The following is a 15973-nucleotide window of genomic DNA, read 5'->3' on the forward strand; positions in this document are numbered from 1 at the left end:
TTTGCATCTATCGCGCTCAACCCGCATTATAGTGGCCCTTTATTTTCAGTAAGACTCATAGAGAATTCAGAAATGGCCCAACAAACCTCTGTTGCCGAAGTGATTTATTACCACGGCGCTGTTTATACTGCGGATCGAGATAATACGATCTGTAGCGCTATCGCTATCGGGCAGGGTTATATCCTGGCAACTGGCAGCGATGACGAGGTACTACGCCTCGCTACTCCAGAAACTCAGCTAATTGATCTGCAAGGCAAGCTGATGATGCCAGGACTGATTGACAGCCATATGCACCCGTTTTGGGGCGGCAAGCAGCTACGCGGCTGCCACCTGAACTATGCGGCGCTGACCGTTGAACAGACGCTGGCGTTCATCCAACAACATTTGGATGCCGATCCAAGTCAGGGGGATACCGACTGGCTACCCGTGCGGGCGTGGCAGCGTCAGGCCATGATTCCTGTCGGTGCAGATATGAGCCGTGCTGCGTTGGACACCTTAAAGACTCGCCGTCCGGTGGTGCTGTTTTCCAACGACTGCCACACCTTGGCCGCCAACAGCCGCGCACTGGAACTGTTGGGCATTGATGAAAATACCCCAACGCCGTCCGATGGCAAAATTGCCCGCGATGAGCAGGGAAAACTGACCGGAATTCTGGAAGATGCGCCCGCAATGCGCGCTTTCGACAGCATTCCTTCCGGCTCGCCTGAGCAAAACGTGAATACCGCCGCCTATGTGCAACAGGTTTTAAATGCTCAGGGCGTGACAACGGTGATGGATACCCGCGTATTTGCCGAACAATTATCCGCATTCGGCGCACTGCGCGATCGTGGCGAACTCACGCTGCGACTGCTGGGTGCAAAAGAAGTCACTCCCGACAGCCTGAAAGGGCCGCAGGATGCCGGACGAGCCGTTGATGAAATTGTCGAATTTGGTCGCCAATGGGGTGATAAAAACTGGACGCCAGAACCAGGTTTGGCCGTTGATCACGTTAAATTATTTATCGATGGCGTACTCCAGCCGCCGACAATGACGGCCTCGCTGCTGGAACCCTATCGTGAAAATCGCGGAACAGCCGAGCAACCAGACTGGCAGCCAACCGAACGTTACGGTGACCTGTACTTTACGGCTCCGGTGGTGGACGCCCTGATGGTGGAATGTGCTCGCGCCGGTATGCATCCTCATACCCATACCGTCGGCGACGGTGCCATTGAAATGGTACTCAACGCCGTTGAGAAGATGCGTGAAGCTTATCCTGAGAAGGATATTCGTCCGGGCCTGGCACACAACGAATTGGTTGCAGCCCATCAATACGAACGTTTTGCCAAACTGAAAGCGACGGCGGTGCTGTCATTCCAATGGTGTGGTTTGCCGGGAGTGTTGATCGACGAAGAGCGGGAAATGCTGGGAGAAGCGCGTTTCCAGCATATGGAACCGACCGCCCGTTTCCTCGATGCGGGCGCGCGTCTGGCTTATGGCAGCGACTGGCCGATTGATCGTCTGGATGAGTGGTATAACCTTCAGGTGGGAATGACTCGTCGCGCGTGGGATAGTGAAGGAAACCCGGCTGGCCCGCGTTTAGATAACGACCGCGATTTGACGTTAATCGAAGTGCTGCGAGCGGCAACTATTGACGCTGCCTATATGATTGCCAAAGAACAATACATTGGCTCATTGGAAGTCGGTAAATTTGCCGATGCAATTATTTTTAAAAATAATCTGTTTGAACAACCGGCGGAAACCATTTATCAGACCAAAATCGAAAAAACGCTGATCGGTGGGAAAATCGTTTACCAAAGTTAATCTAACCTTATAAAAAAGGGGCAGTGCTGCGGCGCTGCCTTTTTATTTTAGGCCATTACCACCCTTTATTGAACATTATCACTTTGTATTTCAATAGCAGAATATAAATGCCGGTCAAGTTAACCAAAAACACCACTTTAGGATATCTATTATTAACATTGATTAATTTTATATATTCCCAATAATTAGAAAGAAATAATCGCGTTATCGCCCTCCTGCGCTAAATTAAAATTCATCGTATTTACCCGAAAAAAACCGCGGCCTTGGCTATTATTACTCTCCGTACTCACGCTGAGCTTTCCAACCCGTACCCCCTGTGTCAAAATCCGCTCCCTTTTTATATTTGAACACCAGAACGACGGTATCCGTTGATACCAGGAGATGATAGGGTAATGCCACAAAATATTCAGTTACGCAGAGTTCTTAAAACGCCAGCCTTGGTCGCCTTCGGCCTTGCTTATATGGTTCCGCTGGGCGTATTCACCACTTACGGTCAGGTGACGGTTCTCAGTCATGGCCACTTACCTATCGCTTATCTCATCACGATCATCACCATTTTATTTACTGCTCTCAGCTATTGTCGTATGACCAGCGCGCTCCCGCTGGCTGGCTCTGCCTATTCTTACGTACAGCGCTGTTTTGGCGGTAAAACCGGTTTTCTGGTGGGTTGGGCGCAAATATTGGATTATCTGTTCCTGCCGATCCTTAACTATTTAGTTTTAGGTATATTTTTACACGAAGCATTCCCGGCTATTCCTGCGGCAGTCTTTGTCCTGGGTTCGATCGTCAGCGTCAGCTTGCTGAATATCCTCGGCGTTCGCTTGCTAACGTCGGTTAATTTCTCGCTGATTTCGGCGCAAATGGTCTTTATCGTTCTGTTTTTGGCACTATCGTTCAGCCAGGCCGATCTCAGCCCGGAAGCACTGTTAAAGCCGCTGTTGGTGGGCTCATCTGACTTTTCCGGTCTGTTATCCGGCGCGGCGGTGCTTTGTCTAGCCTTCCTCGGTTTTGATGCCATAGCGACCATGGCGGAGGAAGCGCATGACGCCAAACGCACGCTGCCACGCGCTATTCTGATTACCGTTATCGCAGCCGGTACTATATTTATGGCCGTTTCTTATGCCGCTCACCTTATCTACCCAGACTGGAAAGCGCTGATTCCGGTACAAGATACCGCCAGTTTGGTGATATCGGAAAAAGTAGGCGGCAAGTGGATGTACACCTTCTTTATGGCGACCTATCTGACCGGCGTATATGCCTCTGCCATGACGGCTCAGACCGGGGTTTCACGCATCTTTTACGCCATGGGTCGTGAAGGCGTGCTGCCACGCAAAATCTTTTTCCATCTTCACACACGTTTCCACACGCCTTATCGAGCCATCATTTTTGTCGCGATTATCTCGCTCTCCGCACTGTTCCTCGATTTGAGCATGGTGGTATCAATGATTAGCTTCGGCGCACTCGGCGCATTTACCTTCGTGAATCTCAGCGTGGTCAAACACTTCCTGATCAATGAGAAACGCCGCGGCACCAGCGCCATGATTAAGTATGGCCTGCTCCCGATGATAGGGTTTGTGATGTCGGTGTGGCTTTGGGTCAATCTGGAGCCAGACGCACTGAAGGTAGGATTGATATGGTTGGTCATTGGGTTTATCTATCTGGTTTATCTGACCAAAGGCCTGCGCCAGGCGCCGCCTTCTGTCGATCATGATGACATTGCTCACCTGATAGATTAAGTTTTCCCATTGAACCAAACAGATAGGCCCCGCATTGACCGTGTTCAAGCGGGGCTTATTTCGTTTATATGACTCATTCTCGCTGTGGAAAAAACCGGAATGTTAACCAGCCGTCGAATTACACATACTGATGCACCTTACTTTGTCGAAGTAGACAAACTGTATGAAAGCGCCTTCCCCCGCCATGAAAAACGCACTCCTAAAGCTAAAACCAGCGCGTTAAACAACGATAATTATTTGTTACTTGCCTGGTTCGACGGCGAACTATTTGTAGGAATGATTGGTTCATGGGCGTTTAACGGTTATACCTATATTGAACATCTGGCTGTCAGTAGCCAGCAACGCTCGCAGGGATACGGCAAACGCATACTTGAGCAATTTATACGACAGCATCCGGTGATTATTCTGGAGGTCGACCCACTGACGACTGAAATCGCCCGTAAGCGCCTGCGCTTCTATCAAGGACTCGGCTTCGTAGAAAACAGCTTCGAGCACCGCCACCCCCGCTATCATCCGGATCTTGACGATCACGAACTGGTGGTATTGAGCTACCCAGAACCAATCAGCCAAGCTCTTTATAATCAATTTAATAATGAGCTTATCAACATCGTAATGGGCAACGTGTCGTCCCTGAGATTTTGAGAAACTCGCGGCACTATGTCGCTCAGCGCCCAACAATGAGCGATAATGCATCAAAACCAGCTAAAACGCTGAAACATTAGGCAGGCAATCAAGAAGTGGAAGGATTTACATTGACGAGCCAACGGTAATCGAGTTTAATACGCCCCGTTGCCCGGATAGCTCAGTCGGTAGAGCAGGGGATTGAAAATCCCCGTGTCCTTGGTTCGATTCCGAGTCCGGGCACCATATTTAGAGAAACCAGCCTACGGCTGGTTTTTTGCTTTCTGGCATCTGGACTCTTCATCGAACACGTTCGATTATTCGAGCCAAAGGCTCTCACCCCTGCGGGGCCGTCGCAAGCGACGTTCAAAGCCGCCTAGCGGCGTTGTCCGAGTCCGCCAATTACTCTATCGACACTGAACCTACTTCAGAGTGACCCAATAGATATTGGTTTTTAATTCAGCAGAATTAAGAACTCTACTATCTGGAAATACAGATACTGTAACAGCAATATGTAGTCTATATATTTGCATCTATGAAACCATTAATGCCATTGATAAAGCCCATTCTTTTCTGAACGGTATTGAGTTGGCGACATATTGAAATAACTTTTAAAATCCTGGCAGAAAGTACTCTGACTAGGGAACGCCATATCCTGGCTGATTTCACTCACTCTCAGATTTGTCTCTACCCGTTTATCCGCGGATAAAATAAGTCTTTTCCACCGTCTATATTTGGATAAGCTCATGCCTATTTCGCTTTGGCCTTCAAGTCAAAATAAGATTTAGAGTATCCAGCCACAGCAATAACGTCCGAGACTTTGATTCCCAGATGAATATTGACTTATACCCAACAAAAAATGTCAGGAAAACTTTTAATAAAAAAATTTTTTGGCATAGGTCATATCAAGACATGAGATTCCCTGTTGATTAAAAGAAAAACCAATATATTGTCATGAAGCGAAAACTCTCTACTTCGTATTATAAATCGAATAAATAATTATGTTAGCGGTTTATCAGGCAGCCTTAAATACCGCATTTACTCTTTCTTCCCACAGCATTACTACCGGTAATACACTCAATATTTTCAATAAATAAAAAATGTTATTAGCTGCTATATTTAAAAAATAAAAGTGGTTATCAATAAGTGACAATAAAGTTCGGTAGCCTGAATAGCAAGCCTGTCTATCAATCCAAATGAGCTACTGTTTTTAACTGACTCTCGTTATAAATACAAACTTCATCGACCAGAAAACAGTGATAAGCACATCGCTGGTAAACTCTGCAATACGGCTGTTGACGCCTCAGAGCTATAAAACAAAAAAACCCTCCAGAAATAAGGAGGGTCAGTGGAAATGACGGAACGTTGGAGGAAAAGCCCAAGCGCGGTATCTCCGCCGTGTTTTACCTGTCTGAACGCTAAATCGCCCCTAAATTCAGATATAAACCAGCAGAAAATTGTCTCTCACGCGTTTAACAAGCTGCTTCTACGGTTTCTACCTCTCTTTGTACATAACCAAGACGGATAGCATCAAGCGCAATCATTTTCTCTTCATTAGTCGGAATCACAGCGGCGATGACTTTCGACGCCTTAGTGGTAATAACCTGAGTAGCACCGCACTGTAATTGAGCATTCTTCGCTGAATCGGTCTCAAAACCAAAAACGGCCAGATGCTCCAATGTTAGCTGACGGATCAACGCCGAATTTTCACCCATGCCGCCAGTCAGGATTAAAGCATCAAACCGCCGCAGCGAACTGGCGTGTCCGCCGATATGTTTGGCAAGCCGATGTACAAAAACGTTTATCGCTAAACGTGCCCCCGCATGCCCTTCACGATAGGCTTTCTCTAAAACCCGCATGTCGCCGGATAAGCCAGAAATGCCCAAAAGCCCGGATTCCTTGTTTAATACATGATCCAAATCCGCCATATTTTGTCCGGTTCGATGCGCCAGATAAGCTAGTGCCCCGAAGTCCACATCACCGCTACGGGTTCCCATAACTAAACCTTCCAACGGCGTCATTCCCATTGATGTATCTACGCTTTTACCATCTTGAATGGCGCAAATAGATGCACCATTGCCGAGGTGCGCAATAATCAGACCATAGTCCTGCTTATCAAATCCGAGAATATCAACGGCTTTACTCGCCACATAGCGATAAGACGTGCCGTGAAAACCGTAGCGTCGGACACCTTGCTCGCGAAAATAACGGTAAGGCAGCGCGTAAATATATGCCTCCGGTTTCAACGTTTGGTGAAAACCTGTATCAAAAACGGCCACCTGCCTGATGCCTGGAAATAGCTGACGTGCAGCCTCAATACCATGCAAATTTGCGTAGTTATGTAGAGGAGCCAGTGGTGAAACTTTTTTTATCTCATCAACGACGCGATCGTTAATTAACACTGATTCACTGAATATTTCACCGCCATGGGCAACACGATGGCCGATTAAGACAATAGATTTATCCAGTCCGCACTTTGCTAACTCATCGGAAATAGCTGTCAACGCATCAGCATAATTGCCTTTACCCAGTTGAATCTTGGCGTTTTTATCAATTCTTAAAAAAGAGGCTTCGGAACCAATACCGTCTGCAATTCCTGACGTGATGGCTTCACAATTACTCAGGTTCAGGACTGAAAATTTAATCGATGATGAACCGCTGTTAATAACCAGAACCGTAGGGTTTAAAGTCATGTCATTACTCCGCCCATGTATTATTGAGGGCAAGTTGAGGGCTTTTAGCGCCATACTTAAACTAATTTGTAGACGATATTAAGAATGGTCAGTAGACCGACGAGAGTGACAAAGTAGTTTTCTGGGCGACCTCTGAATCGAGCCAGCGCTGGCAGTTTATGGATGGCATACATCGGCAGCAGACACAGCAATGAGGCGATAATTGGTGCCCCCATGGCTTCAATCAAATCGAGGATATTGGGATTGATATATGCCACTATCCAGGTCGATCCCATAATGAAAACCATGCTGATCAGATTTAACCTACCGCTGGAAACTTTGGTTTTATCACCCTGATAACCAAATTTAACAATCAAACCATTTAGGCCTTCTAGCGTGCCGAGATAATGCCCAAAGAAAGATTTAAAAATGGCAACCAGCGCAATCAACGAAGCGGCATACTCCAGCGTAACGGAGAAAGCTGACTGGCCTCCCGCCATGGCGGAAAAATGGTTAGCGAGATAGGACAGTACGGGAATATTCTGTACCTTGGCCTCTGCCATATTCTGAGGCGATAGCGCAAATAAGCAGCTAAAAGCAAAGAACATAACAACCGCGACCATTAACATGCTGGCTCTGCTAATAATCTGAGAACATTTTTTCTCAGTAAAACTACGACCGAATTCCGGCTCATATTCTTCACGTTTTGATACAACAAAAGAAGAAACGATCGGTGAGAAGTTAAAGGAAAACACCATGATGGAAATACCCAGCCACACCGTTACCAGTATTCCGTCATGTCCGAACAGAGAAATATCATTGACACCCACCTGCTCAATAACCGAGGTATTCCAGTAAGGAATCAACGAAACTGAAATAAGTACCAGGCAGGCAATAAATGGAAATACCAGGAAACTCATGACCTTAACCATGAGATCTTTGCCAAAGTAAATCACTGCGGACATTAATAGCAGTAATCCTAACGCCACCAAACCTCGGTTTAGCGGAACCAACTGAAGCTGATTTTCCCAAAAGGTCATAAAGGTGTTGGTAATAGTAACGCCGTAAATCCACAGAAGTGGGCAGATAGCAAAAAAGTAAAGGAAGGTAATAACGACGCCGCCGGTTTTACCGAAGTGCTCTTCAACCGTTTCAGTAATATCCCCTGAACAATTTTTTCCTGACAAACACAAGCGAGCCAATGAGCGGTGGCAAAGAAAAGCGATTGGATAAGCCAAAAGCAACATGATTAATATTGGAATAAGCCCGCCAATACCTGCACGAATAGGGAAAAATAGAACGCCTGCGCCTATCGCGGTGCCAAATAATCCTAAAGTCCAGGTTGTATCTGACTTACGCCACGTTTTTGTTTTGACTGGTGTTGATATAGCATTATCGATATCCATTAATAAATTCCTTATTAAGATATTTTACGAAATACTGCTTAACCCCGTAATTTGTGATACTCGTGATAAATCAATGTTGCCGCCTGATATAATGCTGACGGTCTTTTTGCCGGTGATATAGTCTTTTAACTTTCCGCTCAGTAATGCCGCTGATGCTAATGCCCCTGCACCTTCGGTTATGATTTTGTTACGTTGAATAAGGTCGATCATACTTCTTCTTATTTCATCTTCGCTGACCAAGACAATGTCATTAACCAGCGCTTTGACTATTTCAAAGGTTGCATTACCTGGGCGCGCGACATCGCAGCCATCGGCCAATGTTGAGGTTTTACGATGATTGGTAATACTACCGTTATAATAAGAGGCCGCCATGCCATGAACGTTTTCCGATTGTACGCCGATAATATTAATAGTCGGGTTGACTGATTTGATCGCCAAAGCAATACCGGCAATCAAACCACCACCGCCAATAGGAACAATCACATTATCGACATCGTAAAGATCTTCGAGTATTTCCAAACCAATGGTCCCTTGGCCGGCAATCACCTTTTCATCATCAAAGGGATGAATGAAAATTCTATTCTCCAATTCAATAATTTCACTGGCTTTGGCGATGGTGTCATTGAAGTTCTCTCCGTGCAGTATCACCTGAGCAGAATATTCACTGGTCGCCGCAATTTTTGATTTCGGCGCACAATTTGGCATAACAACTTTGCTGTTAATGCCTAACATGGCGCAAGATAAAGAAACGCCTTGTGCATGGTTCCCTGCGGAACAGGCAACGACACCCTGTTTTTTTTCTTCTTCAGTAAGTGAACTGAGTTTATTAAATGCCCCGCGAATCTTAAATGAACCGGTACGCTGCATGTTTTCAAATTTGAGGTAAATCTCACCATGGCAACGCTCGCTAAGGTAATTTGATCTCGCCAGACCGGTTTTATAGATATGCCCCTTTAATCTTTTTTGCGCGCTAATCACGTCGTTAATCGTCATTTTTAAGTCATTGTAAATTTTCATGTTTATAGCCCTGATCAATAATAATTCAAAGAATAATATATATAATAGGGCTGGATGCTACGGCACGAAAAACTGGATTAATGTGACGGAAATAGCAAAAAGAAGCGGTTGATATCTAATGAACAGTGGTTTATTTCAAGAAATGCAACGGAGTCGACATTAAGAGAGAAATTAGTTTTATTTATCTGAAAAGGTGAGGGGAATTAAATTTCACTTAAAAAACGTTTATAACCAAATAAAATAGACAGGAAAGCAGCGGAAGAGAGCCATGAGGTAAGGAATAAGAATAAATTTAATGAAAATCAAAGCCGTCAGGCCAAAGTTTTTTACTATCATAATATTTTATCGCTATGCCTCACTCAATGTTAATAAATGGTTGTGTTTATGTTTAAATATAACAAACCTACAGTTTTAACCATAAAGTCGGATAGATAATAAAATGTGATAACGATCACTTCATTATTCATAAAATTTTTCAGTAAAACACATATCGTCACATGTAAAAACAACGGAAATAGCACGGTATAAATCAAGAGCAATACTAAAAACATGCCTATTCGCTTTTATTCATTCACTTACCAAATTACACAACGCTTAACTTAAGATAATAAATATATCAAAATAAAATTAATCACCAACAACAGATAACCACCGCAAAAGTAATGTAAATTACATTTTTCACAATTAATTTAAAAACGCTGTAAGAATAATAAAATTAAACACATTATTATCATAAGCATAAATGAGCGAAAAACATAAAAATAAAATACAAATAAAAGAGAGAATAGGCACTATTAATAACGATAGAAACCGATGGGAAAACTAATGCTTGTAAACAATACTTATAAAGCACCCCAAAACTGGTCGTTGCCTAAGTCAGAAGCTCTTATTTCAGGAGGAAATGCATCTGCATCTTCAATATCTAAATTTGATATACCCAGACTAGAAGAAATAAAAACGCTTTGTGATCAAGGCTGCATAGGTATAGTGCCTGAGCATCTAATTAAATTACAGGTATTTGCTCAAGAAAATAATTGTCTGATAGGTATCAGGCCCGTGGATGTTATGGCAACAGACCTGATCAAAAATGGATACCCAACCAAGGGTTTTCATATTAAGGGAAAAAGTGCTAACTGGGGCCCTCAGGCTGCATTTATCTGCGTTAAGCAGGAGCTGAGCAAACTGGTAGATAAGCCAGATAAAATTGCGTTATTTAATCAACAAATTCAAGCCTGCATTGACGAAGGCCACGCGCAAAAAGTACCGCTGGAAATAACTGCAGCAAGGTTAGATATCTTGATGAAGAGAAATATGGTTGATATTCAGATAGATGCTAATGGTTTCCCCATTGCGCTGGATGCCCGAACCCCCAGTGGAAAACTGTATAAATTTGAGCTGATACCAGTAAAAGAACATGCGGATTTATATTTAGTTCAACATCATGGAGAGACCATTGAGGTGCTGGCACCGCCCGGTGAAAATAAAAAACCGCTGACCGCTGATTACGATTTATTGATGATTGCACCACACTTACAAGAGTACGGGGCTAAAGATAATCTCCTAATCAAAGAGGTTTCCCACGATGTATTCAAACGAAACATGGATGTTTATAAGCGTCGTCGTCATAGCGAGGTAGTTAATAAATATTTTCAGGCGGAATATCTTGATCCCGCTAAATTTTATGAGCGGGAAGACAGCAATATTGGCAATGTCTCACCGCGAATCCGCGCAATGATACCACTTATAAATAAAGCTATGGTGGGCGAGGGTGAACCGGTTGTCCATCACAGCACTGACGCAGGCAGCCCGGCAAGCGACATAGCGGCAAATTTCCCCGCGACCTTCGTGCTACCAAAGCCACTAGGAAAATTGAATGATATTTGCGTGATAAAAAATATAGATGAATTTAAGGAGTTGATCATCGCCGCTAAAAACGAAAACTATTACATTCCGGTCAATCCACTATGGCCAAATGAAGTGACAAAAATACGTAGCGAGAGTTTTTCCTCCGTTATTCGACGTTTTAGTCGTTAAAGTAATAAATACGGATGATTTCTAACCTTTTATATATGACGTCTATTTTCCAAGGCGAATTTTTTTATTTATTCGCAGGTTTTTCGCACATTAAAAGCCACCTTCAAAGAAGGTGGCTAACCGACGATGAAATTACTTCGCTGGGCTTAGGGTAAATATTTTTGGGTTTCTTCCTAACCATTGAGCGGCTAGTGCATTGACCTGTTCTGGCGTCACCGCTTCCAACTGCTCTGCCTCTTGAGCCAGCAGGGCGAAATTGCCGTCATCACTACCAACCTGAGCCAAGGCATCAGTCCAATAACTGGCACTGTTTCGCCCTTCTTCCTGCTCAATTCGCCAAGCTTTTTTGGCTTTACTCAGCTCTAGCGGACTGATTCCTTCTTCTGCAACCTGCTTCAGCACTTTCTGCGCCAACTGCGCCATTTCTTCTGCCCTTTCTGGCGCAGAGGTAAAGTTCAATCGAGCCAAATAATAAGGCGTTGGCAACTTGGCTACCATTTGGCTAAAGCCCAGAGTATAAACGCCGCTGGCCTGTTCCCGCAGCGCATAGCGCAAGCGTAGAGAAACCACTTTATCCATCAGTTGTAAGGCTAGCTGATTCGGCTGTGACCAGACCGCATACGATGAGAATTGCATACTAACCATAGTCTTAGGACTACTGGCTAATGGGTAGTCCTTCGACATTGCACGATTCAGCGGCTTAATGCCCAAATCACGCCAATGTAGTCGCTGCTCGGTAGCAGGAATACTTCCCATCCAACGTTCCACCAGCGTTTGCAACTTCCCTTCATCCAAAGAACCGCTAATAGTTAGTGTCATATCCTGCGTGGCGGAAAATAGCTGACGATGGCGTTGCTCTAGCCCTTTTATATTAAAGTCGCGCCACGGCCCGTTAGCTGTCACCAATAAGCGATCCCCATGTTGATAGCCTTCCTGAGTCATGCTATCGAGAAAACGGCGCTCTACCGGTTGCTTATCAATGCCCAAAGCATAGGACTGCTTCTGCCGCTCCAGCTTTTCGCCGGAAAACTGAGGCGCAGTCATTTTCAAGTGCAGCAATTGCAATAGGGATTCCAAATGTGCCGCTGGCGCAGAGCCGCGTAAACCGTGGAATAACATCTCGTCGTAAGGCGTCAGCGCCAAATCCTGCTGTTTACTCAGTTGAGCCAACTGGCGCGAGCTGTATTTTCCGTAACCGCTGGCTTCCGGTAAGCGCATCGCCCAGCTAACCTCACTGACCTCATTCTCATCTTCCAACGAACGCCCACCGGGAATACGTAATGAAATCTGCACATTATCTTTCATTCCCGCGTCCGATTTAACGATCACCCGCATTCCGTTGCTCAGCGTCCACAGTTGTGTATTGGCGATAGGCAAAATCTGGCGCTGTACAACCCTCCCGGCCACCGGCGTATCTAGCGTTAAAGTCACCGCTTTGGGTTTTAGGGTGAAAGCGCCCAGCTGGGTTTGACGAGTTGCGTTCCACAACGCCGCGATAGCTTTACTATCCACCTGTTTTTTATCCGTATCTGGACCAATTAAAGCTAATCGTACTGAAGCGGTATCCAGCAATTCCGCCACCTGCGCCTGAACGTGCTGCGGGCCAATCGCGGCCAGCCAGGTTTCCGTCATTGCTAGCTGCTGCTGTTTATCCAGCATCGGTAAATTGAGTTCAACCGCCGTAGTAAGATTATCTGCAAGATAACCAGGCTGATAACGGCTTTCACCGGCAGCCTGCTGACGCAGTTTGGTTAATATTTGCTGACGCGCTGCATTCAGTTCTTCTGCACTCACCGGCGTGCTGGCCATGCGCTGTAGCTCGGTAAATAGCTGTTTCAGCGTTCCGTTGTAATCACTCCCCTGCGGGCGAGCGATTAATAAATGCTGAATACGCTGATTATCCAGCAAAGCGGGCTGCTGATTAATGCTGGCAACCGAGAGCATCTCGTTATCCACCAGCAATGATAAGCGCTGGTTAAAGATGGTCAGCCACAAAGTATCCAGCAAATCTCGCCACTGACCGTTAGCGCTATTTAAGGAAACCGGCAAATCACGCTGTAACCCCAACTGAATAATGCGCGAGCCTTGTTCTGCATCGAATAATTCACTGATTAACATGCCAGGCTGAGGCGCAAATTTCTTCCAATCTGGATTATCCTGAGCCAACGGCTGGGTAGCAGGAACGGAGAATAACCCAGTAATTTGTTTACGCACTTCCGTAGATTTGAAGTTTCCGACAATCACCAGAGCCATTCGCTGCGGCTGATACCATTGTTGATAATAAGCCACGGCTTCAGATACCGGAGCATGCTGTACCACATCCAGCAAACCAATAGGATCGCGTTGTGCATAGCGGCTACCGTAATACCGTAGTTGCTCCAGTGACTGGTTAATACGGAAACCCACGCCCTGACGCAAACGCCACTCCTCCACAATCACTGGCCGCTCTTTATCAAAAGCTTCGGGTTCAAAACTGATACCTGTCGCCCAATCGGACAAAATCCGCAGCCCGAGCTGAATTTGCTTTTCCTCTGCGTTAGGCAGAGAAAGCTTGTAAGTCGTGGCATTCAGACTAGTCACTGCATTAACGTGACTTCCCAAGGTAATACCTTGTTTTTCTAGTGATTTAAAACTGGAAGTGCCGGGGAAATTACGCGTACCTTTGAACGCCATATGCTCGACAAAATGCGCTAAACCACGCTGTTTTTCACTCTCTTGCAATGAACCACTGTTCACCAGCAGCCGCATTTCCACGCCCGGCTGCGATCGCGCTAGCAAATAAACCTGTAGGCCGTTATCCAGCGTGAAGTGCTGCACATCACTGCGAATCGGCAAAGACTGCCCGTCAGATAGCTCGGTTTCACGGGTTGTCGGCGCGCAGCCCAACAATACGTAGACAAGCGACACAAGCACTAGTCGGTTAAACATGGTGTAGCAACTCCTTGAGAAAAAACAGATTTTACATCCAGGTACAAGCGATGGTCGGCGAGATCGGCCAGGAATGTCTGGTGACTTACCAGTAAAATGGCGCTGTGCGGCAACGCCGAACGCAGCAACCGCAGCAGATGGCGCGCGCTGGATGCATCCAGCGCCGAGGTGGTTTCATCCAACAAAATCAACCTTGGCTTATTCAATAACAAACGGGCAAACATCAGCCGCTGCTGTTCGCCGCCGGAAAGGCGCTGTTGCCACGCCGTCGATAAGGCCAATTGATAAATGAACTGCGGCAAACCAACCTGTGTCAGGACGTCCCGATACTGTTCATCGCTAAAAGCACTGCGATCCGCTGGATATGCCAGTAAATCGTCCAATCGCTCATGCGCCAGATATAACCGCTGCGGCAGCCAGCTCACGCTGGCGCTGCGGGTAATCTGCCCGCGGTAATGTGGCCAATGGCCGCTGAATGCACGTAATAACGTGGATTTACCAATGCCGGATCGTCCCTGAATCAGCGTCAGGCTACCTAGCGCAGCCTCTACGAGGATGCCTCGCAGCAGTGAATTTCCATCGGCAGTTTGTAAATTCAAGCTGGCCCGTAGCGGCATCGCGTCGTCCGAAGCCGTTTCTACCGGGCTGGACGGCTCCGCTTCCAGCAGCACCACAAAGTTATACAATCGGGTTACGGTGGCCTGCCAGGCGGCAATGTCCCGATAGGAGAAAATGAACCAGCCTAGAGCACCCGCCACCTGAGCGAATGACTGACGGATTTGCATCAATCCGCCCAATAACAGTTCACCGGCGAGGAATTTTGGTAACGCGAAAAAAATCGGCGCCAATGCGCTAAGCTGCTGATAACCGACGGTGAAGAACGATAGGTTTTTCTCATAGCGAATCAGCTGATACCAGTTATCGGCAATGGCGTGAAAACGCTGTAGCAAAGCCGCTCGCTCGTGCAATTCGCCGCGTTGGCCAGCAATAGCGTCGCTGGCTTCCCGTCGGGCAATCAGCCCACTGCGGTAATCGGCCTCACGACGCTGTTTTTCCATATTGAGCTGACGCAGCGGATAGCCGATCCAGTGGGTCAGGCCAATGCCAATCAAGGTGTAGAAAATACACACCCAGAACATGTAACCAGGAAGGGTGAAACTGTGGGACGGCAGGGAAAAATTCAGGCTGCCAGAGAGTTGCCATAAAATGGCGGCGAACGACACCAGCGTCAGCATGGAATGCAGGAAGGTAATCAACAGACGCAGGCTAGATTCAATCAGCAAACGCACATCCTCGGCAATTCGCTGGTCTGGGTTATCTGGCTCCAATGCGTTGATTTTCAGTGCATAGTGTTGCCCGTTGCGAGAAAGCCAGCGTGCCAGAATATATTCGGTCATACCGATACGCCAACGCATGATTAGCCGTTGCTTCAAATAATCCGCAAACACCACCACCAGAATCAAAGCGCTAACCAGCACGATAAAATGCTGGAGTAACTGATAGAGAGCCTGGCTGTTTAGCTGCTGTAGCGCATTGTAAAAATCGCCGTTCCACTGGTTAAGACGCACATTAAACCAAACCGATGATAGGCTGAGCACCAGCACTATCGCCAATAGCAACCAGGCAAACCATGCGGTGCCAACGCCCCAAAAAGGCCTAGCGAGATAACAGAACTGTTTTAACGTTTTCATCAATCAACCGATCTTGTACTGACCTAAAAACCAAAACGTCTGGCTGCCTAAGCCGCCCGACTGCGTTC

At 46.3% G+C, this 15973-nt stretch carries 10 protein-coding genes and 1 tRNA gene; 5 read left to right on the forward strand and 6 right to left on the reverse strand.

Annotated elements, in window-relative coordinates; translation table 11 throughout:
- Nucleotides 1-72: 72 nt before the first annotated feature.
- From PL78_RS08380 to PL78_RS08395, 4 genes are all read left to right on the forward strand, one after another.
- Nucleotides 73-1800, forward strand: coding sequence for an amidohydrolase (locus tag PL78_RS08380; protein ID WP_064514712.1), 1728 nt, complete (start codon nt 73-75; stop codon nt 1798-1800).
- Nucleotides 1801-2192: 392 nt separating this feature from the next.
- Nucleotides 2193-3536: an APC family permease gene (locus PL78_RS08385; RefSeq protein WP_064514714.1), complete on the forward strand. Its 1344-nt coding sequence runs from the start codon at nt 2193-2195 to the stop codon at nt 3534-3536.
- A 99-nt stretch (nt 3537-3635) separates the two neighbouring features.
- Nucleotides 3636-4178, forward strand: a complete 543-nt coding sequence (locus PL78_RS08390; RefSeq protein ID WP_064514716.1) for a GNAT family N-acetyltransferase — start codon at nt 3636-3638, stop codon at nt 4176-4178.
- A gap of 149 nt (nt 4179-4327) precedes the next feature.
- Nucleotides 4328-4403 (forward strand) — tRNA-Phe (locus PL78_RS08395).
- Nucleotides 4404-4701: 298 nt separating this feature from the next.
- Here the strand turns inward: PL78_RS08395 and PL78_RS21075 are convergent.
- The 4 genes from PL78_RS21075 to tdcB all read right to left on the reverse strand — a co-directional run bounded on the left by PL78_RS21075 (nt 4702) and on the right by tdcB (nt 9252).
- Complete coding sequence (locus tag PL78_RS21075; protein ID WP_071889804.1) at nt 4702-4905, reverse strand: helix-turn-helix domain-containing protein; 204 nt, start codon at nt 4903-4905, stop codon at nt 4702-4704.
- A gap of 724 nt (nt 4906-5629) precedes the next feature.
- A complete protein-coding gene (tdcD, locus tag PL78_RS08400) occupies nt 5630-6850 on the reverse strand; it encodes a propionate kinase (protein WP_064514718.1) in 1221 nt (406 codons plus the stop codon).
- Nucleotides 6851-6906: 56 nt separating this feature from the next.
- The gene (gene tdcC / locus PL78_RS08405; protein WP_064514720.1) at nt 6907-8235 is read right to left on the reverse strand and encodes a threonine/serine transporter TdcC; all 1329 of its coding nucleotides are present in this window, start codon (nt 8233-8235) and stop codon (nt 6907-6909) included.
- 24 nt (nt 8236-8259) lie between these two features.
- Nucleotides 8260-9252 (reverse strand): bifunctional threonine ammonia-lyase/L-serine ammonia-lyase TdcB, encoded by a 993-nt coding sequence (gene tdcB, locus PL78_RS08410; protein ID WP_064514723.1) that lies wholly within the window; start codon nt 9250-9252, stop codon nt 8260-8262.
- Nucleotides 9253-10077: 825 nt separating this feature from the next.
- Here tdcB and PL78_RS08420 point away from each other — a divergent pair.
- Nucleotides 10078-11286, forward strand: coding sequence for an anthrax toxin-like adenylyl cyclase domain-containing protein (locus PL78_RS08420; protein ID WP_084414380.1), 1209 nt, complete (start codon nt 10078-10080; stop codon nt 11284-11286).
- A 132-nt stretch (nt 11287-11418) separates the two neighbouring features.
- Here the strand turns inward: PL78_RS08420 and PL78_RS08425 are convergent, their stop codons facing one another.
- Nucleotides 11419-14214, reverse strand: coding sequence for a M16 family metallopeptidase (locus tag PL78_RS08425; protein WP_064514726.1), 2796 nt, complete (start codon nt 14212-14214; stop codon nt 11419-11421).
- Nucleotides 14199-15905 (reverse strand): ABC transporter ATP-binding protein/permease, encoded by a 1707-nt coding sequence (locus PL78_RS08430; protein ID WP_064514728.1) that lies wholly within the window; start codon nt 15903-15905, stop codon nt 14199-14201. Before PL78_RS08430 ends, PL78_RS08425 begins: the two co-directional genes overlap by 16 nt.
- Nucleotides 15906-15973: the final 68 nt, after the last annotated feature.

It is taken from the genome of Yersinia entomophaga (assembly GCF_001656035.1).
GTDB lineage: Bacteria > Pseudomonadota > Gammaproteobacteria > Enterobacterales > Enterobacteriaceae > Yersinia > Yersinia entomophaga.

Excerpts from the sequence above, each read along its gene's own strand:
- PL78_RS08380 (WP_064514712.1), top strand. The coding sequence starts at position 73 with ATGGCCCAACAAACCTCTGTTGCCGAAGTGATTTATTACCACGGCGCT.
- PL78_RS08385 (WP_064514714.1), top strand. The coding sequence starts at position 2,193 with ATGCCACAAAATATTCAGTTACGCAGAGTTCTTAAAACGCCAGCCTTG.
- PL78_RS08390 (WP_064514716.1), top strand. The coding sequence starts at position 3,636 with ATGTTAACCAGCCGTCGAATTACACATACTGATGCACCTTACTTTGTC.
- PL78_RS21075 (WP_071889804.1), bottom strand. The coding sequence starts at position 4,905 with ATGAGCTTATCCAAATATAGACGGTGGAAAAGACTTATTTTATCCGCG.
- tdcD (WP_064514718.1), bottom strand. The coding sequence starts at position 6,850 with ATGACTTTAAACCCTACGGTTCTGGTTATTAACAGCGGTTCATCATCG.
- tdcC (WP_064514720.1), bottom strand. The coding sequence starts at position 8,235 with ATGGATATCGATAATGCTATATCAACACCAGTCAAAACAAAAACGTGG.
- tdcB (WP_064514723.1), bottom strand. The coding sequence starts at position 9,252 with ATGAAAATTTACAATGACTTAAAAATGACGATTAACGACGTGATTAGC.
- PL78_RS08420 (WP_084414380.1), top strand. The coding sequence starts at position 10,078 with ATGCTTGTAAACAATACTTATAAAGCACCCCAAAACTGGTCGTTGCCT.
- PL78_RS08425 (WP_064514726.1), bottom strand. The coding sequence starts at position 14,214 with ATGTTTAACCGACTAGTGCTTGTGTCGCTTGTCTACGTATTGTTGGGC.
- PL78_RS08430 (WP_064514728.1), bottom strand. The coding sequence starts at position 15,905 with ATGAAAACGTTAAAACAGTTCTGTTATCTCGCTAGGCCTTTTTGGGGC.